Source organism: Micromonospora sp. NPDC047644, from assembly GCF_040704315.1.
Lineage (GTDB): Bacteria > Actinomycetota > Actinomycetes > Mycobacteriales > Micromonosporaceae > Micromonospora.
Genome location: NZ_JBEYSY010000003.1, coordinates 97375 through 121607, shown reverse-complemented (window position 1 = coordinate 121607; position 24233 = coordinate 97375). Strand labels below are relative to the sequence as shown.

The window sequence follows — 24233 nt, the reverse complement described above, 5'->3', positions numbered from 1 at the left end:
CTGACGAAAGTCAGGGACGGGTGGTGCCGTTCGGGCGCGGCGGCGCGGCGGACCGCTCGCCTAGCGTCAGCGCATGATCACATTACGTGGGTTGACGAAACGGTTCGGGTCGACCGTCGCGGTCGACGCGTTGACGGTCGACGTCGCGCCCGGCCGGGTCACCGGCTTTCTCGGCCCCAACGGCGCCGGCAAGTCCACCACCATGCGGATGATCCTCGGGCTGGACCGTCCCACCGCCGGGCAGGCCCTGGTCGGCGGGCGCGCGTACCGGGAGTTGCGCCGGCCGCTGCACGAGGTGGGCGCGCTGCTCGACGCCCGCGCCATTCACCCGGCCCGGTCCGGCCGGGCGCACCTGCGGGCCATGGCACACAGCAACGGCATCCCGACCCGCCGGGTCGACGAGGTGTTGGACACCGTCGGGCTGGACGGGCGGGCCGCCGCCAAGCCGGGTCGGACGCTCTCACTCGGCATGGGCCAACGGCTCGGCATCGCCGGCGCGCTGCTCGGCGACCCGCCGGTGCTGATGTTCGACGAGCCGGTGAACGGCCTCGACCCGGACGGGGTGCGCTGGGTGCGGCAGCTGATGCGCTCCCTAGCCGACGAGGGGCGGACGATCTTCGTGTCCAGCCACCTGATGAGCGAGATGCAGCTCACCGCCGACCAGCTCGTGGTGATCGGCCGGGGGCGACTGCTCGCCGACGAGCCGATCGGCGAGGTGATCGCCCGCGGCACTGTCGCGGTTCGGGTCCGCAGCCCGCACCCGGATGGGCTGGCCGCGCTCGCCGCGCGGCTCACGGCCGCCGGGGCGAGCGTCGAGGCGGCCGACCGCAACGAGCTGACCGTCACCGGCGCCACCGCCGACCAGGTCGGCGACCTGGCCCACGACCTGGGGGTACGACTGCACGAGCTGAGCGCACACGCGGCGTCGCTGGAGCAGGCGTTCATGGAGCTGACCGCCGACAGCGTCGAGTACGCCGGTGGCCCGACCGGAGGTGGGGCGCGATGAGCACCAGCACCAGCACCAGCACCCGCCACGGCGCGGTGGCCGCCGAGTGGACCAAGCTCTCCTCGGTCCGGAGCACCTGGTGGACGGCGCTGGCCGGGCTGCTGGTGATGGCCGCCAGCGCCGGTCAACTGGCCATCTACGCCGCCAACGACAACACCAACGACGACCCGACCGACGACCGGGGAATCGTCACCGTCGGCAGCGTGCTCATCGACTCGGTCGAGTTGACCCAGTACGTGGTGCTGGCGCTGGGTCTGCTCGCGATCACCGCCGAGTTCACCAGCGGCACCATCCGTACGACGCTGCAGTGCACCCCGTCCCGCGGTCGCGTACTGCTGGCCAAGGCCGCCGTCGCCGGGGCGGTGACCTTCGCGCTCGGGCTGCTGCTCGGCGGCGTCGGCGCCTTGGTCGCCCGGCCGGTGCTCGGCGAGTGGGGCAGCGCCCCCGCCGCCGGCACCGTCGGCGACATCGTGGCGGTGGCGACCTACCTGGCGCTGGTCGGTGTGCTCGCCCTGGGCCTCGGCGCCGCGCTCCGCAGTGCGGTGCTCACGCTCACCGTCCTCCTCGCCACCCTGATGATCGTGCCGCTGTCGCTCCAGGAGCCGGACATCGACGTGCTGAACCGGATCGCCGACGTGTTCCCCGGCGTGGCCGGCGGGCACTTCCTGGCCGGCGACACCGAGCCGTACCCGCCAGTGGTCGGGCTGCTCCTGCTGGCCGGGTGGGCCGCCGCCGCACTGGTGCTGGGCCGGGCCGCACTGCGCCGCCGCGACGCGTAAGGCAGGGCCGCGCTGAGCGGGGGTCGATCGGCCCCCGCTCAGCCGTCGACCAACCCCGCCTCGTACGCCAGGATCGCCGCCTGCACCCGGTTGCGGACGTCCAGCCGGGTGAAGATGCTGGTCAGGTAGCTCTTCACGGTGCCCTCCACGAGGTGCAGCCGCCGGGCGATCTCGGCATTGGAAAGGCCCGCCCCGACCAGGGCCAGCACCTCCCGCTCCCGCTCGGTCAGCCCGGCCGCTCGGTCGCGGGCGGCGGGTCGACGGGCCAACCGGTCGGCACCCAGCTCGATCACCCGACGGGCCACCCTCGGCGACAGGTACGCCCCACCGTCGGCGACCGCGTGCACACCGGCGATCAGCTCACGCGGGTCACCGGCCTTGAGCAGGAAACCGCTCGCACCGTGCCCGAGCGCCCGGGCCACGTGGTCGTCCTCGCCGAACGTGGTCAGCATGATCGTCGCGGTGTCCGGCACGACCCGGCGGATCTCGGCGGCGGCGGCCAACCCGTCCAGCCGCGGCATCCGGATGTCCAGCAGCGCCACCCGGGGACGGTGGGCACGGACCAGTTCCACCGCCGCGTGCCCGTCGCCGGCCTCGGCGACCACCTCGATGCCCGGGTCGCTGGCGAGGATGGCCCGGACGCCGGCCCGGATCATCGCCTCGTCGTCGGCCAGCACCACCCGGATCGGCGGTGTCCCGGTCGTGTGGGTCTCCACTAGGCAATCCACTCCTTGCTGACCAGCCGGCCATCGGTGAAACAGAGCCGCCAGGTCGGCGCGGCGAGGGGAAAGTTACCGTCGGTGTAGTACTCGCAGCCGGCCCGGCCGACAGCCGCCGAGCGCTCCAACTGCCGCCGGGGCAGCCCGACCAGCTCCGACCGGGCCGCGCCGACACGCAGCTGGTCGAAGGTCGCCTGGTCCAGCACCGTCCCGGCGGTCGCCACCGGGTAGTAGACGAACGAGAGCACCAGGGCGAAACCGACCGGGGCGACGAGCGCCACCAGCAGGCTGCGCCGAACCCGCCGGCGGGCGTGGTGCAGCCGCCGCTCGGCATCCACCGGCCGCTCGGCCGGGCCGGGGCGTTCCTCGGACCATGACGTCGGCCCGACCTCGGCCACCGACCCGGTCACCTCCGGCGGCGTCGCGGTGGCCGGCAACACCGCCCGTACCGCGAACCCACCCTCGGCCCGACGGCCGGCGTCGAGCGTCCCACCGGCGAGGCGGACCCGCTCGGCGAGGGCTAGCAACCCACTGCCCTGCGACGGCGGGGCGGGCAGCGGGCCGGCCGGTGGCGCGTCGTTGACGACTGCCACCTCGACCCGGTCACCGTCGCGGCTGAGTCGCACGTCCACCGGGGCGCCCGGCGCGTACCGGGCCGCGTTGGTGAGCGCCTCCCGGACGATCCGGTGCGCCGCGTGAGAGGTCATCGCCGGGAGGTCCGCGACCGCCGGGGCGGCGTCCAGCCGTACCGCCATGCCGGCCTCGCGGGCACCGTCGACCAGATCGGCCACCGTCTCCCCGCTCGGTCGCAGCGACGCGCCAGCCTCCTCGCGGAGCACCCCGATGATCTCGTGCAGTCGCTCGGTGGCGGCGGAGACGCTGGCCCGCAACTCCCCGGCCGCGGCCCGGTGCCGGTCGTCCATTTCGGCGGCGACCTCCAGGGCGGCGGCGCGCAACGCGATCAGGCTGAGGTCGTGACCGAGGGAGTCGTGCATCTCCCCGGCGATCCGGGCCCGCTCACGCAGCCGGATCCGCTCGGCGGCGCCCCGCTGTTCGCGGGCCAGCGCGTCGACGTGCCGGCGACCAGCATCGGTCAACTCCTGCTGCTGACGGCGGTACCGGCCGACCAACCAGGGGAACACGGCGGCGAAGAGCAGCACCGAGGCGAGCAGGAACCAGGTGGCCGCGCCCGCGCCGAGGAACCCCAGGTTGAGCGCCGTGCCACCGGCCGTGATCAGCACGAACACCATGATCGCCGGACCCACCGTGGCGCTGCGTCGCCCGGCGAGATAGCTGAAGACCGGAATGGCGAACACGAAGTTGCCATCGGCCAACGACCCGAGCACCGCGAGCACCAGGGCGACCAACGGCTGACGTCGAGTCGCCACCACCGCCACACCGAGCAGCAGCAGCTTGCCGACCAACAGCGGCACCGTGTACCGCGAATACGGCGGGCTCGCCTCGGCGTAGCCGACCGGGGCGGCCACCACCGCAAAGAGCAGCACGTCCAGCAACAGGCGACGCCGCCGGTGCAGCCAACCCGGCGGCGAATGGTCGAGAATCCGCACGGCGGTCAGGCTACCCACGCCCGACCTGCGCGGACACCGACGAAAGTCAGGTGTTCAGCCGCTCTCCTCGGCCCAGACCCGCCAGTCGTCCAGCACCCCGTGCAGGGCCGGAGTGAGCCAACCCGGCGCGGACCGCCGGAACACGCCCGGGTCCATCGCGCCCGCGCCGTCCGGCAGCGCGCCGAGCAGATTCGGCACCAGGTCGGTGAGGTTCGTCCAGTGCACCAGCTCCGGCCGGGCCGGCCAGGCCCCGATCACCACACCGGCCGGCACCGCCCTACGGTCCAGCGCCTCCAGGGTCAACGCGGTGTGGTTGAGCGTGCCCAACCCGGCACGGGCGACCACCACCGCCGGCGCGCCGAGCGACACCGCCAGGTCGGCCATCGTCCACGCCTCCCCGGACGGCCGCAGCCCCATCGGAACCAGCAACCCACCCGCGCCCTCGATCAACACGAGGTCGTGCTTGTCGGCCTCCGCGCGGACGGCGTCCACCGCCGCGTACAACTCCAACGGCGGCAGGTCGGCGACCCGCGCCGCAGCCAACGGGGCGAGCGGATCCGGATAGCTCGCCAGGGTCCGACCGGTCAGCGGCGCGGCCAGCCGGTTCACGGCGTCCACGTCGCCGGGCTCACCGCCGGCCGTACCGGTCTGGCCCGGTTTGACCACCGCCACCCGCAGCCCGGCGGCCTGCGCGGCGGCCGCGATCGCCGCTGTCACCACCGTCTTGCCGACCTCGGTGTCCGTCCCGGTAACCAGAACCGGCCCCGCCCAGCCGGTCACGGCGCCACCTCGGCTCGCGACTGCGGGGCTCGCAAACCCGGCTCACTCCTCGCGCTCACGGCGCGGTGTCCACGATGACGTCCAGCGCCCGCTCGAACGCCGCCCGGGGCACCCCCGCGCTCACCGTCAGGCGCAGGCGGGAGCGGCTGTCCGGGGTGGATGGCGGCCGGAAACAGCCCACCGCGACACCGCGGTCCCGGCAGTCCGCGGCCCACGCGGTCGCCGCCTCCGGACCCGGGGCGGTCACCGAGATCACCGCCGCGTCCGGGGCGGAGACGGTCAGCCCGGCTGCCCGCAGTCGACCGACCGCCAGTCCCACCCGGTCGGAGAGTTCGGCCCGCAGGTCGTCGCCGGCCTGGGCGAGCCGCAGCGCCGCGTGCACGCCGGCGGCGACCGCCGGCGGCAGTGCCGTGTCGAAGATGAACGTGCGCCCCGTCTCGACCAGGTGCCGGACGAACTCGGCCGGGCCGGCGACAACGCCACCCGCGCCACCGAGCGCCTTGGACAGGGTGGCGGTGACCACCACGTCCGGCTCGCCCGCCAGCCCGGTGGCCGCCACCGCGCCCGCGCCGGCCGGACCGGTCAGACCCAGCGCGTGCGCGTCGTCGACCAGCAGCAGCGCCCCGTGACGGCGGGCCACCGCGTGCAGCCGAGCCAGCGGGGCGAGATCACCGTCGACGGAGAAGACCGACTCCGTCACCACCACCGCCGGGCGGCCGGGAGCGGCCGCGAGCGCGGCGGCCACCGCGTCGACGTCGGCGTGCGGGGTGACCACCGTCTGCGCACCGGAGATGCGGCAGCCGTCGATCAGCGACGCGTGGTTGTGCGCGTCGGAGACGAGCAGCGTCCGAGGTTGGACGAGCGCCCGCAGCGCGCCGAGGTTGGCGAGGTAGCCGGAGGAGAAGACCAGGGCGCCGTCGGTGCCCAGCCAGCGGGCCAGGTCCTCCTCCAGCGCCTGGTGCGCGTCGGTGGAGCCCCGGACCAGGCGCGACCCGGTAGCCCCCAGCCCGTACGCCGAGAGGGCCGCCGTGGCCGCGGCGACGACGTCCGGGTGGGTGGCCAGGCCGAGGTAGTCGTTGCCGGCCAGATCGGTCATCTGATCGTCGGCCGGACGCGGATGCAGTCGCCGGGTGAGCCCGGCCTTCGCCCGCAGCTCCGCGCGGCGATCGAGCGCCGCCAGCCAGTCCGCCACCGTCACCCTCCCCCCGCTGTGTGTGCCGGTCAGCCCGACACCCGCCGGGCGAAATTACCACCCGCCGCCATCGGCCCGACGATTCCACTCGGTGCGGGGCACCGACGGGCCGCCAGGTCATTCAGGCTGATCGGGGAGCCTTGTAGGGTACGAGCCATGCCAGAGATCCTCGACCAGGCCCGGACCCAGGTCCTGGGTGACGGTGTCGGCCTCGATCAGGCCGGCATCCTCGCCGTGCTGAACCTGCCCGACGAGCACCTGCCCGCCGCCCTCCAGCTCGCTCACGACGTGCGGATGCGCTGGTGCGGCCCGGAGGTCGAGGTCGAGGGCATCGTCTCGCTCAAGACCGGCGGCTGCCCGGAGGACTGCCACTTCTGCTCGCAGTCGGGCCTGTTCACCTCGCCGGTGCGCTCGGTCTGGCTGGACATCCCGTCGCTGGTCGAGGCGGCGAAGCAGACCGCCGCGACCGGGGCGACCGAGTTCTGCATCGTCGCCGCGGTCCGCGGTCCGGACGCCCGGCTGATGAAGCAGATGCGCGAGGGCGTCGCCGCCATCAAGGCGGCTGTCGACATCCAGGTCGCCGCGTCGCTGGGCATGCTCAGCAAGGAGCAGGTGGACGACCTGGTCGACATGGGTGTGCACCGCTACAACCACAATCTGGAGACCTGCAGGTCGTACTTCCCCAACGTGGTCACCACGCACTCGTGGGAGGAGCGCTGGGAGACGCTGCGGATGGTTCGCGACTCCGGCATGGAGGTGTGCTGTGGTGGCATCCTCGGCCTCGGTGAGACCGTCGAGCAGCGGGCCGAGTTCGCCGCGCAGCTCGCCGAGCTGAACCCGCACGAGGTGCCGCTCAACTTCCTGAACCCGCGTCCGGGCACGCCGCTCGGTGACCGTCCGGTGGTGGAGGGCAAGGACGCGCTGCGGGCCATCGCCGCGTTCCGGCTGGCCATGCCGCGCACCATCCTGCGGTACGCCGGTGGCCGCGAGATCACCCTCGGCGACCTCGGCACCCGTGACGGCCTGCTCGGCGGCATCAACGCGGTGATCGTCGGCAACTACCTGACCACGCTGGGTCGACCGGCGACGGCCGACCTGGAGCTTCTGGACGAGTTGAAGATGCCGGTCAAGGCGCTCTCCGCCACGCTGTGACGACGATGACGACGACGGAGCTGTGGTGCGACAGGTGCGGTGAGCCGGCGACGGCCACCGTCCACCCGGCCTGCGCGTCGGCCCGCCAGTTGGAGCCGCCCCGGTTCTGCCCCCGCTGCCGTCGCCGGATGAAGGTTCAGGTGCTGCCGGTGGGCTGGTCGGCGGTCTGTGTCGAGCACGGCGAGATGCGAGGCTGAGCCGGATGTTGCGAGGGCGCGCGGTGACACTACGACCGGCGACGGTCGCGGACGTGCCGGCCCTCGCCGCGATCCGGGCCGACCCGGAGGTACGCCGGTGGTGGCGGGGCGGCGACGACCTGGCCGACTCCGTGCGCGCCGACCTCGCCGACGACGACCTGCACGTCTACGCGATCGAACACGACGGTCGGGTGGTCGGGGCGATCCAGTGGTATGCCGAGGCCGACCCGGACTACCGGCACGCCAGCCTGGACGTCTTCCTCGACCCGGCGGAGCGCGGCGCCGGCCTCGGTGGTGACGCCATCCGCACCCTGGCCCGACACCTGATCGACGAGTACGGCCACCACCGTTTCACCATCGACCCGGCCGCGGCGAACAGCGCCGCCATCCGGGCGTACGCGAAGGTTGGTTTTCGCCCGGTGGGGGTGCTGCGGCGCTACGAGCGCGGTGCGGACGGCCGCTGGCACGACGGCCTGTTGATGGATCTGCTCGCCGACGACCTGGTGGAGTGAACGGAAGCCCTCACGCAGGGTCGGCCCATTTGCGGCATTTATCCCCTAGCGCCCGTATCAGGCTTATCGTGCCTTGAATGAGGGTGGAGACGAGGGGGTCGGACGCGAGCGCCGGCCCGATCCTCGCGGGCCGGTTCCGGGGCGACATCGAAGGGCTGCGTGGGCTCGCGCTGGCGCTGGTGCTGGTCGGGCACGCGGGCATCTCCGCGCTCCCCGCCGGGTTCGTCGCTGTCGACGTCTTCTTCGTGATCTCCGGTTTTCTGATCACCGGACTCCTCGTCGACGAGATCCGCCGGACCGGCCGAATCCGCATCGTCGACTTCTACGCCCGACGCGCCAAGCGGTTGCTGCCGGCCGCCACCGTCGTCCTGGTGGCGAGCCTCCTGCTCACCTATCTCTTCCTGCCCCCGATCCGGTGGTCGGGAACCGCCCGGGACGCGCTGGCCAGCGCCGCGTACGCGATGAACTGGCGTCTGGTGGAGCAGTCGACCGACTACCTGCGCTCCGAGGAGGCCCCCAGCATCCTCCAGCACTTCTGGTCGCTCGCCGTGGAGGAGCAGTTCTACCTGGTGTGGCCGCTGCTCCTGCTCGTCGTCGCCCTCCAGGTTTCGCGGCGCACGTCCCGGCACACCGACGCGCGGCGTCCGATCTCGGGCGGTCGGCCCGGCCGACACCGCAGACCGTTCCTCGGCGACCGGATGTCCCCGTGGCTGCTCACCGCCTTCGCTATGGTCGGCATCCCGTCGCTGGCCTGGTCGATTCACCTCAGCCAGACCGAGCCGGCGCGGGCGTACCTCGTCACCACCACCCGGATGTGGGAGCTGGCGCTGGGCGGTGGACTGGCGATCCTGGGTGGACACCTGTCCCGGTTGCCGCGTCCCGTCGCGATCGCACTCGGTTGGGCCGGGATGGCCACTGTCGCCCTCGCCGCGACGCTGATCCGACCGGAGACGGCTGCCTACCCGGGACATCTGGCGCTGCTGCCCACCCTCGGCGCGGTGGCGATCATCGCGGCCGGACCCGGCGCCGGACGCTACGGGCCCGCCCTCCTGCTCAACAGACGGCCGACGCGCGCGATCGGCGCTGTGTCGTACTCGTGGTATCTGTGGCACTGGCCCCTGCTGGTGGTGGCGGAAGCCCGGTGGGGACCGCTGGGCACCACGGCCGGCCTCGCGATGATCCTCTGTTCGGCCGTCCCGGCGGTGCTGACCTACCACCTGGTGGAGAACCCGTTCCGGTACGCGCAGTTCTCCAGGGCCCGCGTGCTGCGGATGGGACTGGCGGCCACCAGCGTCACGGTTCTCACCGGAATCGGACTGCAACTGGCGGTCCGGCCACCGGCCCCGGGCCAGGCACCCCTGGCCGGGGCCGCCGCGCCGGTCGCGTCACCCAGGGGCGCGCGGGTAGCGGCACCGGTGGACCGGTTCGCCCGCATCACACCCGATCCGCTCGAAGCCCGCGACGACCTGCCCGACGTCTACCGGGACGACTGCGTCACCCAGGCACAGGAGGCGAGCCTGCGCAGCTGCACCTACGGCGACCGGGACTCGTCGGTCGAGGTGGCCCTGGCCGGTGACTCACACGCGGCGCACTGGGTGCCGGCCCTCCAGGTCATCGCGGCGCAGCGCGGCTGGCGGCTGGTCACCTACATCAAGACGACGTGTTCCTTCCTGACCGCGCCGATCGGCATCGCCGGCCGGCCGGACCACAGCTGCACGGAATGGAACCGCAATCTACGAACCGCCCTCACCGGTGAGCGGCGGCCCCGGCTGCTCATCGTCTCCAGCGTGACCCAGATTCCGCTGGTGGACGGCAGCCCACCGCCACCGGGCCCGGCGACGACCGACGCGCAGACGGCCGCGCTGTCGCAGACCTGGTCGGAGATGACCGGGGCCGGGCTGCCACTGGTGGTCATCCGGGACACCCCGTCGTTCACCGTGGACATCGCCGAATGCGTCTCGGCCCATCGCGAGCGGCTCACCGCCTGCGCGCAGCCCCGGCAGCGCGCCCTCACCTGGGGCGTCCCGCAGGAGCGCGCCGCGGCGGCGGTGCCCGGCGTACGCCTGGCCGACCTCAACGACGCCATCTGCCCCACCGAACCGTGCCCCGCGGTGATCGACGGGCTGCTCGTCTACCGGGACGCGCACCACCTGACCGCCACGTACGCCCGCAGCCTCGCCCCACGGCTGCACGACCGGTTGCGTCACCTCGCGGCGGAACACCTGCCGTGAGAGCAGATCGTGGACAGTTGCCGTCCGCGCGGGACGGCAACTGTCCACGATCTCGTGCGCGGTGCCGGTCAGGCGATGGCGCAGGTGGTGTTGTTGACGGTGAAGGCGGTCGGTTTCGGGTTGGCGCCGCTGTACGTGCCGTTGAAGCCGAAGCTCACCGACGCGCCGGCCGCGATCGTGCCGTTGTAGGACAGGTTCGTGGCGGTGACCGCCGCGCCGCTCTGGCTGATCGCCGCCGACCAGCCCTGGCTGACGCTCTGCCCGCCGGGGAAGCTGAACCGAAGGGTCCAGCCGTTGATCGCGGTGGTGCCGGTGTTGGTGATCGACACGTTGGCGGTGAAGCCGCTGCCCCAGTCGGTGGTGGCGTACCCCACCGTGCAGGTGCCACCGACCGGCGGGGCCGCCGTGGTCACCGCGACCGGCGTGGACGCCGCGGAGGTGTTGCCCGCCGCGTCCACCGCGACCACGTAGAACTGGTACGCCGTGGAGGCGGTCAACCCGGACACCGCCTGGGTGCTGCCGGTCGGCGAGCCGACAAGCACGTCGGTGGCGCCGGCCTCGCGGTAGACCCGGTAACCGGTGACGCCCACGTTGTCGGTCGACGGGGTCCAGGCCAGGGTGAGCCCGGTGGCGGTGACGGCCGAGGCGACCGGCGTGCCGGGGGTGCTCGGCGCTGTGGTGTCGGCGGTGCCGGCCGGCGGCGTGGTCACCGTGAGCTTCGGCGAGGCAGCCGACGTGTTGCCGGCCCCGTCGCGGGCCACGACGGTGAACTCGTACGACGTCGCTGGCAGCAGCGTCGTGATGGTCACCGTCGTGCCGGTGACCGGCCGGACCAGGACCGTGTCGCTGTTGACCTGGACCTCGCGGACGTCGTAGCCGGCCAGGCCGCTGCCGCCGCTGTCGGTCGACGGCGCCCAGGTCAGGGTGACGGTGCGGGGTCCGAGGTTGGACGCCACCGGGGTGCCCGGAACGGTCGGCGCGGTGGTGTCCGGCACCACCGGGCCCGGCTCCTCACCCCACACCCGGGTGGTGCCGGAGTAGAGCGGGACCTTCCGGTTCGGCCCGGCCGTGGCCTGGTACGACGGGTCGTTGGTCGGGTCCCAGGTGCCGCCCTCCGGCACGCCGATCTTGAACTGGACCTCCATCCGGTGCTGCGACTGACCGGCCGGAGCGATGGTGTACCCGGCGCAGTCCACCTCGACGTACCAGATGTCGCCGCTGAACTGCTTGGCGGTGGTCGGGGACGGGCAGCCCTGGGTGTAGCCGGCGGTTACCTGCACCGGGCCGGTGCCGTCGGGCCGGAAGTAGTACCGGAACCGGCCGTCGGTCAGCGCGCGGGCCGGGAACGCGGACTTGTTGTAGACCATCACCTTGAGCCCGGTGGCCCGAGGTTCGGCCTGCGTCACCGTGGTCTCCACGGTCAACTCGTCGATGTCCGGCGTCTCGGCGACCGGGAAGTTCGCCAGCGGCGTGCCGCCGTACTCGGAGGTCAGCCGGACCAGCGCGGACGTGAAGCCCGCGTTGTAGTCGGTGGCCACCTCGTTCATCACGTAGTCCGACCGGCTGTCGCTGTACGCGTCGTTGGCCGAGGACGGGCCGCCGACCAGCGCGCCGTAGAGGGTGTGCCGGGTCTCCACCGGCACGGTCTGGCTGTCCCACCAGGAGCCGTGCGCGGTGCGGTGGTGCGGGTTCTTCGGTGCGTTGGCGCCGAACCCGATGACGTAGCTGGAGTTGCGCGGGTTGTCGCCGAGCGCGTAGTTGATCTGCCGGACGGCGAAGTCGTGGTAGCGCGCCTTGCGGGTGGTGTCGGTGGTCTTGTCGCTGTAGACCAGCGCGGCGAAGGAGGTGTTCGCGGCATAGCGCAGCGCGCCCCAGGAGTCGAGCACCGCCATCCCGCCGGGCGAGTACGGCACCCGCTGCCCGTTCACCCCGACGGTCCAGTAGTCCAGCCACCGGTTGGCGTCGTCGACGTACTTCTGCTTGCCGGTCAGGTTGGCCAGCAGCACGTACGCGCCGAACTGCTTGTTGTCCCAGGCGATGGTCCACTTGTAGGAGCGGGTGGTGCTCTGGTTCTCGGTGCCGAGCTTGTCGTACTCACTCTCGGCCTTGGCCAGGTAGCTGGCCTCGCCGGTGGCCCGGTGCAGCCAGATCGCGGCCCAGACCAGCTCGTCCTGCCAGCCGCTCCACGAGCGGTAGAAGCTCGTGGCGTCGGTGATGCACTCGTGGTAGGCCTTCCGCACCGTGTCGGCGAAGGTGTAGAGCTGCCGGGCGTGGCCGAGCAGCTTGTCGGCGTAGGCCGCGTCGGTGGGGCGGAACACCATCGAGGAGGCGGCCATCGCGGCGGCCGTCTCCCCGGCCAGGTCCGCGCCGCCACAGCTCGCGTCGATCTTGTACGCGGGGCGCGCCATCTGCATCACCTCGGCCGGACCCCACCACTTGTGGTCGTCGTCGCCCTTGCCGACCTGTCCATAGAGGACGTTGGCCGACGGGTGCGCCTTGATGAAGTAGTCGTTGACGAAGCGCAGGTTGTTGAGCAGGTGCGGCAGTTGCCCGGACGAGGTGTAACCACTGCGGTACTCGACCGCGCCCCAGGCGAGCATCGTGGCGCTGAACGCCATCGGGAAACCGAACTTGACGTGGTCGCCGGCGTCGTACCAGCCGCCGGTGAGGTCCACACCCGTGCCGGCCCCGTCGGTGAGCGCGCTGTCGCCGCGCCAGGAGACCCGGTTCCAGTCGGGCAGCCGCCCGGACTGCTGCGCCTCGTAGAAGAGCAGCGACTTCTGCAACGCCTCGGCGTAGTTGTAGGTGGCCGCCGGCGCGGCGGACGCGGGCTTGGCCGCCGAGGCGGCGGTGGCGGGCCCGGACGGTGGCGCGGTCACCGCGAGGGACGCGCCGGTGAGCAGCGCGACGCCGAGGGCCAGCAGCCGCCGCGGCCAGGGCTGGTCGGCGGCCGGCGACCGGCCGGGCTGGCCGCTGAACGGCCGGGTCAGGTGGCGCATGGCGGACTCCTGTCGGAGGCGCCGCCGGCGGTCGCACCGACGCGGGACGGCGTACGGGCGGCACGGCCACCGGCGACAGCGGGGGTGGCGGTGTGACCACGGGCGTGGAAGCGCTCCCATGGATAACCGACAATGTAATGGGCGGGTCGCCGGTTGGGAAGCCTGCCGATGAGGGCGGGGGCGCGCAGCGCCCTCCGTACGTGGCGCCGTCGGTGCTGCTCGCCGGGCGCAAGGGGCTCCCGTCGCCACGTACCGTCGGGAGATGGCACTGATCGCACAGCTCTCCCTGGGCGTGTCCGACGCCGAACGGGCCGCAACGTTCTGGGCCGCGGCCCTCGGCTACCGTCGCCGCGAGCCCCGATTCACCGGCGACGAGTGGATCGTGCTGGAACCGCCGCCCGGCGTGTCGGGCGCAGCCCTCGCGATGGACCTCAGCGAGAGCCCCGTGCGGGAGTTCCCCCGGCTCCACCTGGATCTGGACGCCGACGACCGACCCCTCGACGAGGAACTCGACCGGCTGCTGGCCCTCGGCGCGCGGATCGTTGACTGGCGGGACTACCCCACCGACCCACACCCGACCGAGCCGCCGTACGTGGTGCTCGCCGACCCGGAGGGCAACCGGTTCTGCGTCTCGGGCCACCGCGCGCCGCCCGAGCCGTGAGCGTGAGGCCCTAGGCGAACGCGCCCGTGCGGTCCGCCCCGGCGGGGACGGCGAGCGCGACGGTGAGGGTGAGCAGCCCTCCGTCGCGTTCCACATCGGTGGGCCGGCCCAGCCGGTGCAGCGTCCGCAGCATGGGGTCGTTCGTGGCCTGCACGTGCAGCACCAGCGCCGCGTACCCGCAGCGGTCGGCGTGCTGGACCACCCGGCGCAGCAACGCCGAGCCGAGCCCACGCCGCTGCCAGTCGTCGCGCACCAGCAGCGCCACCTCCGCCTCGTCGCCCTCGCCGAGCAGGTTCGCCATGGCGACCACCGACTCGGTCGCGCCGTCGGAGCCGGTGGTGCCGGCGATCAGCGTCAGCCCGCGGCTCGGCTCCAGCAGTCGACGCAGGCGGGCCGGCTGCGGCAGCGCCGCCCCGCCCAGGTAACGCCGCTGCCGGCTACCCGGCGAGCACGCCTCGTGCAGCTCCACCACGCCGGGCAGATCGTGGACGCCGGCCGGCCGGACGGCCGCCTCCGCGCCGTCGGGCAGCACCACGGTCACCTGTTCGGCGGTCCGACGCGCCACAGTGGCGGCCAGTTCGACGAGGGCCTGCGCCCGCGCGTACTCCGCCGGGGTGAAGTCGGGGGCGGCCCGGCGCAGCGCGAACGAACCGCCCGCCGGGTCCGCCAACACCATGCTGGCCCCGGTGATCCCCCGTTCGCCGCCGACCGACGCCGGCCGCCAGCTGACGACGTCGGCGGCGAGCAGGGTCCGCAATGCCTCGCCCGTCGCATCCGGGTCGCGCACCAGCCGGTTGGCCAGCCCGAGCACCCGGGTGGGCTGGTCGGCCAGACCACGCGCCTCGCTGCGCGCCACCCAGCAGTCCCGGCCGCGACCCCGCTCGACGGCGGCGATCAGCTCAGCCTCGTCGAGCGCATCCGGCGCGTCGACCAGGAAATCGTCCACCGCACCCTGCTCGGTGGGCTGCACCTGCACGGTGAGGATGTTGACCCCACGCAGCGCGAGGCTCGCCGTGAGCACCGACAGGTAACCCGGTCGGTCGTCCACCGTCGCTCGGATCCGCCACAACGTCATGGTTGGCTCCCTTCCCCGGTAAGAGCCTCACCCCCGCCTGTTGCCGCCCGGTTGCCCGGCGGTGTCGGCCCGGGAACTCCTCGGGCCGCTCAGGGACCGGCGACCACCGGCGGCGCACCGACGAGATCGAGTCGGTCACCGAGGATCACCGCGCAGGCGCGGACGAGCTGGGTGAGCCGATCCACCTCGGTGCCGTGGAACGCCGCGGCGGAGAGGGTCTCGCTGCGCTCACGGGCCACCACCAGCACCAGGCCCGCCCGGCCGAACGGCGCGATCGCGTGGTGGGTCCCGTCGGGCGTGGTCATCGACCGACCGCGCAGCGGGGTCACCTCCGGCAATCGCGGGGGTACGGGAGCACGCCAGCTCGCGTACCCCACGGTCGCCCCGCCGCCCCCGCTGCGCGAGGCCCAGTCGACCGGCACCACGGCGGCCACCGCCCAGTCGGCGGCCAGCAGCCCCGGCACCGCGTCGACCAGGGTGGCCAACCCGTCGGCCGGGTTGGCCGCGACCTGGGCCAGCAGCTCCGCGTCCTGGCCGGTGGTGGTGGGCGCGCCGATCGCCCGCCACACACCGTCCACCCGCACGCCCGGTATCGCCGCGAGCCCGGCCAGCAGCCGCTCCACCCGCGCCGCACCCGGCCAGACGACAGTGAAGTCGTCCACCGCGCGCCCGCCGAGCCGTTCGAGCACCACCACCTGGACGATGTCCGCCCCGGAGACGCCCAGGGTGCGGGCGACCTGACCGAGGGTGCCCGGACGGTCCGGCAGGGTGACCCGAACTCGCAGCAACATGTCTGTCCCTCCGCTCGGCGGGCCGGCGAAGAAGCGGCCGGCAGGCTGTCAACAGCCTGGTAGTTGACCATTTCGTCCCTGTTGCAGGGGCATGTCCCGAGCGGAAATTCTGACCTTGACAACGTGAGCGGGCTGCCATCAACTAGTCCGATGAGTGATCCGGCCGCCGATGCGTCACGGCCGGAGGCCGTTCCCGTCTCCCCGGCGGGGCTGGCCCTCGACCGTCTCGCCGACTACCTGGCGGAGCACCGACCCGAGCTGGCCGCCGGGCCGCTGCGAGCCCACCTGATCGCGGGCGGCAAGTCCAACCTCACCTACCTGTTGCGCCTCGGAGACCGCGAGGTGGTGCTGCGCCGCCCCCCGCTGGGCCACGTGCTGGCGACCGCGCACGACATGGCACGGGAGTTCCGGGTCATCTCGGCGTTGGCGCCGACCGAGGTGCCGGTACCGGGCGCGCTGCTGCTCTGCACCGACCCCGAGGTGGTCGGCGCGCCGTTCTACCTCATGGAGCGGATGCCCGGCGAGGTGTTCCGCACCCGCGCGCAGACCGACCCGCTGGGCGACGAGCGTCGCCGCGGCCTCGCCATGGCGATGATGGACACGCTGGCCGCGCTGCACAACGTCGAGCCGTCCAGCGTCGGGTTGGCTGACTTCGGCCGCCCCGAGGGCTACCTCGCCCGGCAGGTCCGCCGCTGGGGCGGGCAGCTCGACCGCTCCCGCAGCAGGCCGCTGCCCGGCATCGACGAGCTGCGTGACCTGCTGGCGGCGACCGCGCCGGAGGGCGCGAACGCCGGCCGGATCGTGCACGGCGACTACCGGCTGGACAACCTCCTCGCCTCGGCCGACCCGGTCGCCGTCCACGCGGTGCTCGACTGGGAGATGGCCACCCTCGGCGACCCCCTCGCCGACCTGGGGCTGCTGCTGACCTACTGGGACGTGCTCGGTGGCAGCGACACCGCAGCGGGCAACCCCGTCGCCGACGGGCTCGGCCCGCGCGCCGGCTTCCCCACCGGCAGCGAGCTGATCGACAGGTACGCCGGCCGCAGCGATGTCGACGTCGGGCCGCTGCACTGGCACGTGGCGCTCGGCTGTTTCAAGCTCGCGGTCATCTGTGAGGGCATCCACTACCGCCACACGCTCGGGCAGACGCTCGGCGAGGGCTTCGACCGGATCGGCGAGATGGTGGCACCGCTGGTCGCGCACGGGCTGACCGCCGCCAGGGAGCGGTGATGGACTTCTCATACGACAGCCGGACCGAAGAGCTGCGCGCCGAGCTGACCCGGTTCCTGACCGAGCACGTCTACCCGGCCGAGGCCGTGCACGCCGAACAGGTGGCCACCGGGGACCCGTGGTCGCGTACCCCGGTGTTGGCCGAACTGAAGGCGGAGGCCCGCAAGCGCGGCCTGTGGAACCTCTTCCTGCCCGACCCGCGTTACGGCGCCGGCCTGACCAACCTCCAGTACGCCCCCCTGGCCGAGCTGACCGGGCGCAGCCCGCACCTCGCGCCGGAGGCGGTCAACTGCGCGGCACCGGACACCGGCAACATGGAGTTGCTGGCCGAGTTCGGTTCGCAGGCGCAGCAACAACGCTGGCTGATGCCGCTGCTGGAGGGCGAGATCCGCTCGGCCTTCTGCATGACCGAGCCGGATGTCGCCTCCTCCGACGCCACCAACATCGCCACCCGGATCACCCGCGACGGCGACGAGTACGTGATCAACGGACGGAAGTGGTGGTCGTCCGGGGCGATGGACCCGCGCTGCGAGATCTTCATCGTGATGGGCAAGACCGACCCCACCGCCGACCGGCACCGCCAGCAGAGCATGGTGCTGGTCCCCCGGGACACCCCCGGGGTGACAGTGCGCCGGGGCATGACCGTCTTCGGCTACACCGACGGTACGCACGGCGGCCACGCCGAGATCGACTTCACCGACGTCCGGGTGCCAGCGGAGAACCTGATCGGCGCCGAGGGCACCGGCTTCGCCATCGCCCAGGCCCGGCTGGGGCCGGGCCGGATCCACCACTGCATGCGACTGATCGGAATGGCTGAGCGCGCGTTGGAGCTGCTCTGCAGGCGGGCGCTGGAGCGGATCGCGTTCGGCCGACCGCTGGCCGAGCAGGGCGTGGTCCGGGAGTGGATCGCCGAGTCCCGGGTCCGCATCGAGCAGGCTCGGCTGCTGGTGCTCAAGACGGCCTGGCTGATGGACACCGTCGGCAACAAGGGCGCGCACACCGAGATCCAGGCCATCAAGATCGGCACGCCGGCGATGGCGGAGTGGGTGATCGACAAGGCTATTCAGGCCCACGGTGGCGCCGGTGTCAGTCAGGACACGCCGCTGGCCGCCCTCTGGGCGCAGACCCGCACCCTGCGCCTGGCCGACGGGCCCGACGAGGTGCACCGCAACTCCCTGGCCAAGCGCGAACTACGCCGCTGGGCCCCGTAACCCCGCCCACCCCCGCCCCGGCCCCCGGCCCGCGGCCCCCGGCCCGCCACCCACACCAAGATCGCGCTCGATCCTGGATGTAGTGGTGTGCGCTCGCCCGGAGGCCACTACATCCAGGATCCAGTGCGATCTTCCCCGCCAGCCTTCGCGATCATGAGGGTGACGGGCGGGAATGCCGGAAATGTCCAGGCCAACCCCATGATCGACACACGCTGGGCGGGGTGGGGGTGGGGGTTAGGCGGAGGCTCGGTGGATCAGTTGGGTGTCCAGGAGGATGTGGGAGGCGGGTAGCTCCTCGCCACGGATCCGGGCCACCAGCAGGCGGGCCATCTGCCGGCCCATCTCCTCCACCGGCTGGAAGACAGTGGTCAACGGCGGCTCAGCCTGGCGGGCGATGGTCGCGTCGTCGAAGCCGATCACCGCGACGTCCTCGGGCACCCGCCGGCCGGCCTCACGCAGGGTCCGCATCGCGCCGAACGCCATGAGGTCGGAGGCGACGAAGACCGCGTCCAGGTCTGGGCAGACATCCAGCAGTCGCCGCATCCCGGCCGCGCCGCTGCCCTCGCTGAAGTCGCCGTACGCGATCAGGTCGGGGTTGACGCTGGCACCGGTGGCCTTGACCGCATCGGTGTAGCCAGCCAGGCGGGCCAGCCCGGCACCCATGTCCTGCGGACCGGCGATGGTGGCGACGCGTCGCCGGCCCTGCCTCGCCAGGTACTCCACCGCCTGCCGGGCCCCGCCAACGTTGTCCACGTCGACAAACCAGGCCGGCTGGGCGCCGGGTTGCAGCATCCGGGCGGGCCGACCGCCGAGCACGGCCGGCAGGCCGCGCTCCTCCAGCAGCGTCGGCAGCGGATCGGAGTCGTGCAACGACAGCAGCAGTACGCCGTCGACGTGCTGGTTGGTGAGGTGGTGCTCGACGCGCTCCCGTTCCACCGGCGACTGGGCCATGGCCAGCCAGAGCTGCATCGGCGTCTCCAGCAGCCCCGAGCTGATCCCCCGCACGATCGAGGCGAAGAACGGCTCGGTGAAGACCCGCTCGCCGGACTCGGACACCACCAGCGCGACGGAGTCGGTCCGCTGGGTGACGAGCGCACGGGCGGCCCGGTTCGGCACGTACCCCAGCTCTGCGATGGCCTGTTGGACCGCGGCCCGGGCCTCCGGGCTGACCTGGGGTGAGCCGTTGACCACGCGGGAGACCGTGCCCCGACCGACGCCGGCACGCGCCGCGACCGCGTCGAGGGTCGGGCGCCCGAGCGACCGGGTGCGCTGCGTTGTCATCGTGTGCTCCTCCGACGGCGGGCGGACCCGGCGCCACCTGCGGGAGGTGGACGCCGGGGCCGTCCTGATGGCTGGCCCGAGCCTATTGTGCGGCCAGACCGTTGCGCCGGATCACCGAGGCGTACCACTTGGCGCTGGACTTGGGGGTGCGGACCTGACTGTCGTAGTCGACGTGGATCATGCCGAACCGCTTGGTGTAACCCCAGGCCCATTCGAAATTATCCATCAGCGACCACGCAAAGTATCCCCGCAGAGGCACTCCGGCGTCGATCGCCTCGTGGGCGGCGCGCAGGTGGGCGTCGAAGTAGGCCAGCCGATCGACGTCGTCGACCTGCCCGTCGACCACCGAGTCGACGAACGCGGAGCCGTTCTCGGTGACGTACAGGGGCAGCTCGGTGTAGTCGTGCACCCGGCGCAGCGTCTCGGTCAGACCCGGGGCGTCGATCTCCCAGCCCATGTCCGTGACCGGAACGCCACGGGTGACGAAGCGGACGTCCTCGCTGCCCGGCCAGCACGAAGGGGCCGGGTCGGCCTCCGCGCCCTCGACCGGCGCGGCGACCACGTGCCGGCTGTAGTAGTTGACCCCGACCAGGTCCAGCGGCGTGGAGATGGTCGCCAGGTCGCCGTCGTGCATGTGCGCGAAGTCGGTCACCGTGCTGAGGTCGGCCACCAGGTCCTCCGGGTACGACCCCCGCAGCAGCGGGTCCAGGAAGAACCGGTTGGCCAACCCGTCGATACGCCGGGCGGCGTCCACGTCGGCGGGGCTGTCGCTGGCCGGGTCGACCGGGTAGAGGTTGACGGTCACGCCCACCTCGGCGCCCGGCCGGGCGGCCCGCAGCGCCTGCACGGCCAGGCCGTGACCGAGCATCAGGTGGTGGCCGGCGCGCACCGCGTCCGCTCCGTCGGTGCGGCCGGGGGCGTGCACGCCGGAGCCGTAGCCGAGGAACGCCGAGCACCACGGCTCGTTCAGCGTGGTCCAGTAGCGCACCCGGTCACCGAGCGCGTCGGCCATCAGGGTGGTGTAGTCGGCGAAGCGGGCCGCGGTGTCCCGGGCCGGCCAACCGCCGGCGTCTTCGAGCGGCTGCGGCAGATCCCAGTGGTAGAGGGTGAGCCACGGCTCGATGCCGTTGGCCAGCAGCTCGTCGACGAGTCGCCGGTAGAAGTCCAGGCCCTGCGGGTTGGCCGCGCCGGTGCCGCCGGGCTGCACCCGCGACCAGGAGACCGAGAAGCGGTACGACTTCAGGCCCAGCTCGGCCATCAGCGCGACGTCGTCGCCGAGCCGGTGGTAGTGGTCGCACGCCACGTCGCCGGTGTGCCCGGCGACGACCCGACCGTGGGTGTGGCTGAAGGTGTCCCAGATCGACGGGGTGCGACCGTCGACGGCAGCCGCCCCCTCGATCTGGTACGCCGCCGTCGCGGCCCCCCAGAGGAATCCGGGTGGAAAGGTCAGCCCGGGGCGCTCGTCGAGGACGTCGACGGCGGGTGGGCTGGCGGGGTTGCTCACGACTTGACGGCACCTTCCATGATCCCGCCAATGATCTGGCGGCCGAACACGAGAAAGACGATTACCAGGGGGATGGTGCCGATCGCCGTGGCGGCGAACACCTGGGAGTAGTCGGTGTAGTAGGCGTACGAGAGGAAGGAGAGCGAGACCTGCAGGGTCGGGTTCTCCGGGGTGAGGATGGCGTACGGCCAGAGGAACGAGTTCCAGGTCTCCATGAAGGTCAGCAGACCGAGGACGCCGGCGGCGGGACGCAGCGCGGGGAGCACGATGCTCCAGTAGATCCGGAACGTGCTCGCCCCGTCGACGCGACCGGCCTCGATCAGCTCGTCGGAGATCGCCTGGCTGGCGTACTGCCGCATCATGAACACGCCGAAGGCGGTGACCAGGAACGGCACGGTGACCGCGTAGAGGGTGTCGTACCACCCCAGGTCCTGCATCATGCCCCAGAGCGGGATGAGCCCCATCTGGGTCGGGATCATCATGGTGACGATGATCGCCAGCAGGAGGGCGTTGCTGCCGCGGAACTTCAGCTTGGCGAAGGCGAACCCGGCCAGCGAACCGGTGAGCACCACCGACAGGGTGACCACCGAGGAGACGATGATCGAGTTCATCATGCCGGTGAGGAAGTTGGCGGCGTCGTTGTCGAGCACCCGCTGGAAGTTGTCACCGAACGCGCCACCGGGGGTCAGCGGCGGCGGCACGTCGTTGATGTTGTCCAGGCTGCGGCTGCCGATCACCAGCATGTAGTAGAACGGGTAGATCGACAGCAGCGCCGCCAGGACGAGTGCCAGGTAGGTCAGCGGGCTGGTGCGCCACAGGCGCTGGGAAGCCGAGATCATCGATCTCTCCTCACTTCGCCGAGCGGCGGACGAGTAGGAAGTTGAACAGCGACACCACGATGATGATCATGAAGATCGCCCACGCGACCGCGGCTCCGTAGCCGGCGGTGTTCAGGTTCACGATGCCCATCTCGTACATGTACATGGCCAGCGTCTGGAACTCCCGCTGGTTGCCGCCGATGATGTTGCCGTTGCCGAAGAGCAGGGGCTCGGTGAAGAGCTGCATGCCGCCGATCGTGGACAGGATGACCACGAAGATGAAGGTGGGCTTGAGCATGGGCAGGGTGATCTGCCAGAACTGTCGCCACGGGCCGGCGCCGTCGATCTCCGCGGCCTCGTAGAGGTCCTTCGGGATCGCCTGCATACCGGCGAGCAGGATCAGGGTGTTGTACCCGGTCCACCGCCAGTTGACCATTGAGGAGATGGCCGTCCAGGAACTCCACCGGTGCCCGTCCCAGTCGACCGGGTCGACACCGACGAAGCTGAGCAGCCAGTTGAACAGACCGAACTCCCGCTGGAACAGCATCCCGAACACGATCGCGACCGCGGCCACCGACACCACGTTCGGCATGAAGATGGCCATCCGGAAGAAGGTCTTGGCCCGCAGGAGGGTCCGGTTGAGCAGGTTCGCCAGGAAGAGGGCGAGCAACAACTGGGGGATGGTCGACAGGGCGAAGATGCCGAACGTGTTGACCAGCGCGTTCCAGAAGTACTCGTCGGACACCAGCCGGGTGTAGTTGTCGAAGCCGATGAACGTGTGCTCGCCGATCATGTCCCAGTCGTGCAGTGACATCCAGGCGGTACGCACCATCGGGTACAACCCGAACACACCGAAGATCAGGAAGAACGGGGCGATGTAGAGGTACGGCGAGTACTTGACATCGAGGCGGTTGAGTAATCTTCCCCGTCGACGGTGGCGATCGACGTCGGGAGAAGGCGGTGCTGCTGGCGACGGCCGTGCCGTCGTGGCCGACAGGCTCATGCGAATTTCCTTTTCCGGCGAGGCCCGGGGGCCCTCGCGCAGGGCGCTACGCGGAGGGGACCGGCCGGTGGCGTCCGGGAAGCCCCGAACGCCACCGGCAGGGAATCACTCAGAAGGCACCCTGAGTCTTTGCGTCCTTCGTGAACTGCTCCCAGGCCTTCGCCTTGTCGGCCTGCCCGTTCTCGAACGCCCGCAGTGCCGGCTCGAGCGCGTTCTCCTTCACCGCCTGGTGCTTCGGGCCCAGGTGGGTCGGCTGGATCTTGGCGACGCTCTCGCCGAAGATCTTGCCGGTCGGCGCGTTGCTGAAGTACTCGTTGGTGTAGCCGATGAACGCCTCGTTCTTCAGCGCCTCCAAGTTCGTGGGCAGCGGGCCCTTGAGCTTGAACGCCTCGACCTGGCTCTTCGCGTTGGTCAGGTACTCGGCGAGCTTCGCCGCCTCCTTCGGGTACTTGCTCTGCGCCGGAACCGCGAGCCACGAGCCGCCCCAGTTACCGCCGCCGCCCGGCACGGACGCGACATCCCACTTGCCCTTGTTGGCCGGACCGGAGTTGTCCGAGACGATGCCGAGCATCCAGGACGGGCAGAAGGTGGCCGCGAAGGTGCCCTGCTTGAAGCCACCCGACCACTCCGGCGACCAGGTGGACGCCTTGGCAGAGATGTCCGCCATCGAGGTGGCGGTGTCCCACGCGTTCTTCACCGCGGGGCTGGTGTCCGCGATGATGTTGTCTTCCTTGTCGTAGAACAGGTCACCGTTGCCCTGGAACAGCACACCGTTGGAGATGGCGGTGATCGAGTCGATGAACGCCTTGCCGCCGCTGCCCTGCTTGTACTTCAGACCGGCGTCGTGGAAGCCCTTCCAGTCCGGCCAGAGCGCCGACACCTGGTCACGCTCGGTGGGCAGGCCGGCCGCCTGGAACAGGTCCTTGCGGTAGCAGACGGCGAGGCTGCCGACATCGGTCGGCAGGCCGATCAGTCGACCGTCCGGCGCCTTGCCCAGCTCCCACTTCCAGGGCAGGTATTCCTTGGAGTGGTCGGCGACCAGCGGGGCGAGGTCGGCCCAGTTACGCGCGTTGGGCTTGAACTCGTTGAGGATGCCCTCTTCCAGGGCGGTGACGTCCGCCGCGCCCTTGCCGGTGGCCAGGTAGCGGACCAGCTTCGGCCGGTACTCGCCGAGCTGCGCGGTCTTGCGCAGCTCGACCTTGATGCCGGTGTCCTTCTCGTACTGCTTGACGAGCTCGTCGTAGCCCATCTCGCCGAAGGTGTCGACGACCAGCTTGGCCGGCTTCTCGCCGGCCGCCGGCTTGTCGTCGTCGTTGCCGCAGGCCGCGAGACCGCCGATTGCGGTGATCGCGGCCAGGGCAGCGGCCGCCAGGCGGGTACGCCGCGTGGTGACACTCATGCGCTGACCCCTCTTTCCGGTGGTGAGGCTGGGTGGTTGTGGTGGGGGGTGTCTCATCGCGCCAGGCCGGGGATGCATCAGTGACCCATGCCACCTCCGGGAGCGCTCCCATGAGATTGCCGGCG

21 protein-coding genes are annotated in these 24233 nt (G+C 71.9%); 9 read left to right on the top strand and 12 right to left on the bottom strand.

Translation table 11 applies throughout. The annotated features are described in order from the left end of the window. Nucleotides 1–73: 73 nt before the first annotated feature. Together AB0877_RS06600 and AB0877_RS06595 are read left to right on the top strand one after the other, a co-directional pair. Nucleotides 74–1006 (top strand): ATP-binding cassette domain-containing protein, encoded by a 933-nt coding sequence (locus tag AB0877_RS06600; RefSeq protein WP_366607287.1) that lies wholly within the window; start codon nucleotides 74–76, stop codon nucleotides 1004–1006. Then, nucleotides 1003–1785, top strand: coding sequence for an ABC transporter permease subunit (locus AB0877_RS06595; RefSeq protein WP_366607285.1), 783 nt, complete (start codon nucleotides 1003–1005; stop codon nucleotides 1783–1785). Before AB0877_RS06600 ends, AB0877_RS06595 begins: the two co-directional genes overlap by 4 nt. Nucleotides 1786–1823: 38 nt before the next feature. Here AB0877_RS06595 and AB0877_RS06590 read toward each other — a convergent pair whose 3' ends face one another. From AB0877_RS06590 to AB0877_RS06575, 4 genes are read right to left on the bottom strand one after another with little or no spacing between them, the layout of a single operon-like run. Next, complete coding sequence (locus tag AB0877_RS06590) at nucleotides 1824–2501, bottom strand: response regulator transcription factor (RefSeq protein ID WP_366607283.1); 678 nt, start codon at nucleotides 2499–2501, stop codon at nucleotides 1824–1826. Continuing rightward, the gene (locus AB0877_RS06585) at nucleotides 2501–4072 is read right to left on the bottom strand and encodes a histidine kinase (RefSeq protein ID WP_366607281.1); all 1572 of its coding nucleotides are present in this window, start codon (nucleotides 4070–4072) and stop codon (nucleotides 2501–2503) included. Before AB0877_RS06585 ends, AB0877_RS06590 begins: the two co-directional genes overlap by 1 nt. Nucleotides 4073–4126: 54 nt before the next feature. Beyond that, nucleotides 4127–4852 (bottom strand): dethiobiotin synthase, encoded by a 726-nt coding sequence (bioD, locus tag AB0877_RS06580; protein WP_366607279.1) that lies wholly within the window; start codon nucleotides 4850–4852, stop codon nucleotides 4127–4129. Nucleotides 4853–4907: 55 nt separating this feature from the next. After that, on the bottom strand, nucleotides 4908–6044 hold the full coding sequence (locus AB0877_RS06575) for an 8-amino-7-oxononanoate synthase (RefSeq protein WP_366607277.1): 1137 nt from the start codon (nucleotides 6042–6044) through the stop codon (nucleotides 4908–4910). 156 nt (nucleotides 6045–6200) lie between these two features. Here AB0877_RS06575 and bioB point away from each other — a divergent pair, with 156 nt between their 5' ends. The 4 genes from bioB to AB0877_RS06555 all read left to right on the top strand — a co-directional run bounded on the left by bioB (nucleotide 6201) and on the right by AB0877_RS06555 (nucleotide 10136). Continuing rightward, complete coding sequence (gene bioB, locus AB0877_RS06570) at nucleotides 6201–7196, top strand: biotin synthase BioB (RefSeq protein WP_366607275.1); 996 nt, start codon at nucleotides 6201–6203, stop codon at nucleotides 7194–7196. 5 nt (nucleotides 7197–7201) lie between these two features. Then, the gene (locus tag AB0877_RS06565) at nucleotides 7202–7393 is read left to right on the top strand and encodes a hypothetical protein (RefSeq protein ID WP_366607273.1); all 192 of its coding nucleotides are present in this window, start codon (nucleotides 7202–7204) and stop codon (nucleotides 7391–7393) included. A 5-nt stretch (nucleotides 7394–7398) separates the two neighbouring features. Continuing rightward, complete coding sequence (locus AB0877_RS06560) at nucleotides 7399–7905, top strand: GNAT family protein (RefSeq protein ID WP_355007074.1); 507 nt, start codon at nucleotides 7399–7401, stop codon at nucleotides 7903–7905. A 77-nt stretch (nucleotides 7906–7982) separates the two neighbouring features. Then, nucleotides 7983–10136 carry an acyltransferase family protein gene (locus AB0877_RS06555; RefSeq protein WP_366607271.1) on the top strand — a complete coding sequence of 718 codons (2154 nt, stop codon included), beginning with the start codon at nucleotides 7983–7985 and terminating at the stop codon, nucleotides 10134–10136. Nucleotides 10137–10204: 68 nt separating this feature from the next. Here AB0877_RS06555 and AB0877_RS06550 read toward each other — a convergent pair whose 3' ends face one another. Beyond that, nucleotides 10205–13135, bottom strand: a complete 2931-nt coding sequence (locus AB0877_RS06550; protein ID WP_366607269.1) for a glycoside hydrolase family 9 protein — start codon at nucleotides 13133–13135, stop codon at nucleotides 10205–10207. 262 nt (nucleotides 13136–13397) lie between these two features. Between AB0877_RS06550 and AB0877_RS06545 the strand changes: the two genes are divergently transcribed. Beyond that, nucleotides 13398–13796, top strand: a complete 399-nt coding sequence (locus AB0877_RS06545) for a VOC family protein (RefSeq protein WP_366607267.1) — start codon at nucleotides 13398–13400, stop codon at nucleotides 13794–13796. A gap of 10 nt (nucleotides 13797–13806) precedes the next feature. Here the strand turns inward: AB0877_RS06545 and AB0877_RS06540 are convergent, their stop codons facing one another. Together AB0877_RS06540 and AB0877_RS06535 are read right to left on the bottom strand one after the other, a co-directional pair. Next, the gene (locus AB0877_RS06540; protein WP_366607265.1) at nucleotides 13807–14871 is read right to left on the bottom strand and encodes a GNAT family N-acetyltransferase; all 1065 of its coding nucleotides are present in this window, start codon (nucleotides 14869–14871) and stop codon (nucleotides 13807–13809) included. Nucleotides 14872–14960: 89 nt separating this feature from the next. Further along, nucleotides 14961–15662 (bottom strand): amino acid-binding protein, encoded by a 702-nt coding sequence (locus AB0877_RS06535; RefSeq protein ID WP_366607263.1) that lies wholly within the window; start codon nucleotides 15660–15662, stop codon nucleotides 14961–14963. Between the two features lie 150 nt (nucleotides 15663–15812). On the opposite strand from AB0877_RS06535, the gene AB0877_RS06530 reads away from it, so the two are divergent. Together AB0877_RS06530 and AB0877_RS06525 are read left to right on the top strand one after the other, a co-directional pair. Beyond that, a complete protein-coding gene (locus AB0877_RS06530; RefSeq protein WP_366607261.1) occupies nucleotides 15813–16892 on the top strand; it encodes a phosphotransferase family protein in 1080 nt (359 codons plus the stop codon). Beyond that, a complete protein-coding gene (locus tag AB0877_RS06525) occupies nucleotides 16892–18103 on the top strand; it encodes an acyl-CoA dehydrogenase family protein (RefSeq protein WP_366607259.1) in 1212 nt (403 codons plus the stop codon). Before AB0877_RS06530 ends, AB0877_RS06525 begins: the two co-directional genes overlap by 1 nt. A gap of 234 nt (nucleotides 18104–18337) precedes the next feature. Here the strand turns inward: AB0877_RS06525 and AB0877_RS06520 are convergent, their stop codons facing one another. The 5 genes from AB0877_RS06520 to AB0877_RS06500 form a co-directional block, all read right to left on the bottom strand. Further along, on the bottom strand, nucleotides 18338–19384 hold the full coding sequence (locus tag AB0877_RS06520; RefSeq protein WP_366607257.1) for a LacI family DNA-binding transcriptional regulator: 1047 nt from the start codon (nucleotides 19382–19384) through the stop codon (nucleotides 18338–18340). 82 nt (nucleotides 19385–19466) lie between these two features. Continuing rightward, nucleotides 19467–20888 carry a GH1 family beta-glucosidase gene (locus tag AB0877_RS06515; protein ID WP_366607255.1) on the bottom strand — a complete coding sequence of 474 codons (1422 nt, stop codon included), beginning with the start codon at nucleotides 20886–20888 and terminating at the stop codon, nucleotides 19467–19469. Continuing rightward, nucleotides 20885–21727 (bottom strand): carbohydrate ABC transporter permease, encoded by an 843-nt coding sequence (locus tag AB0877_RS06510; protein ID WP_357206990.1) that lies wholly within the window; start codon nucleotides 21725–21727, stop codon nucleotides 20885–20887. The genes AB0877_RS06515 and AB0877_RS06510 overlap by 4 nt, the downstream gene beginning before the upstream one ends. Before the next feature lie 10 nt (nucleotides 21728–21737). Continuing rightward, nucleotides 21738–22709 carry a sugar ABC transporter permease gene (locus AB0877_RS06505; RefSeq protein ID WP_366607252.1) on the bottom strand — a complete coding sequence of 324 codons (972 nt, stop codon included), beginning with the start codon at nucleotides 22707–22709 and terminating at the stop codon, nucleotides 21738–21740. 109 nt (nucleotides 22710–22818) lie between these two features. Further along, on the bottom strand, nucleotides 22819–24108 hold the full coding sequence (locus AB0877_RS06500; protein WP_366607250.1) for an extracellular solute-binding protein: 1290 nt from the start codon (nucleotides 24106–24108) through the stop codon (nucleotides 22819–22821). Between the last annotated feature and the right edge of the window lie 125 nt (nucleotides 24109–24233).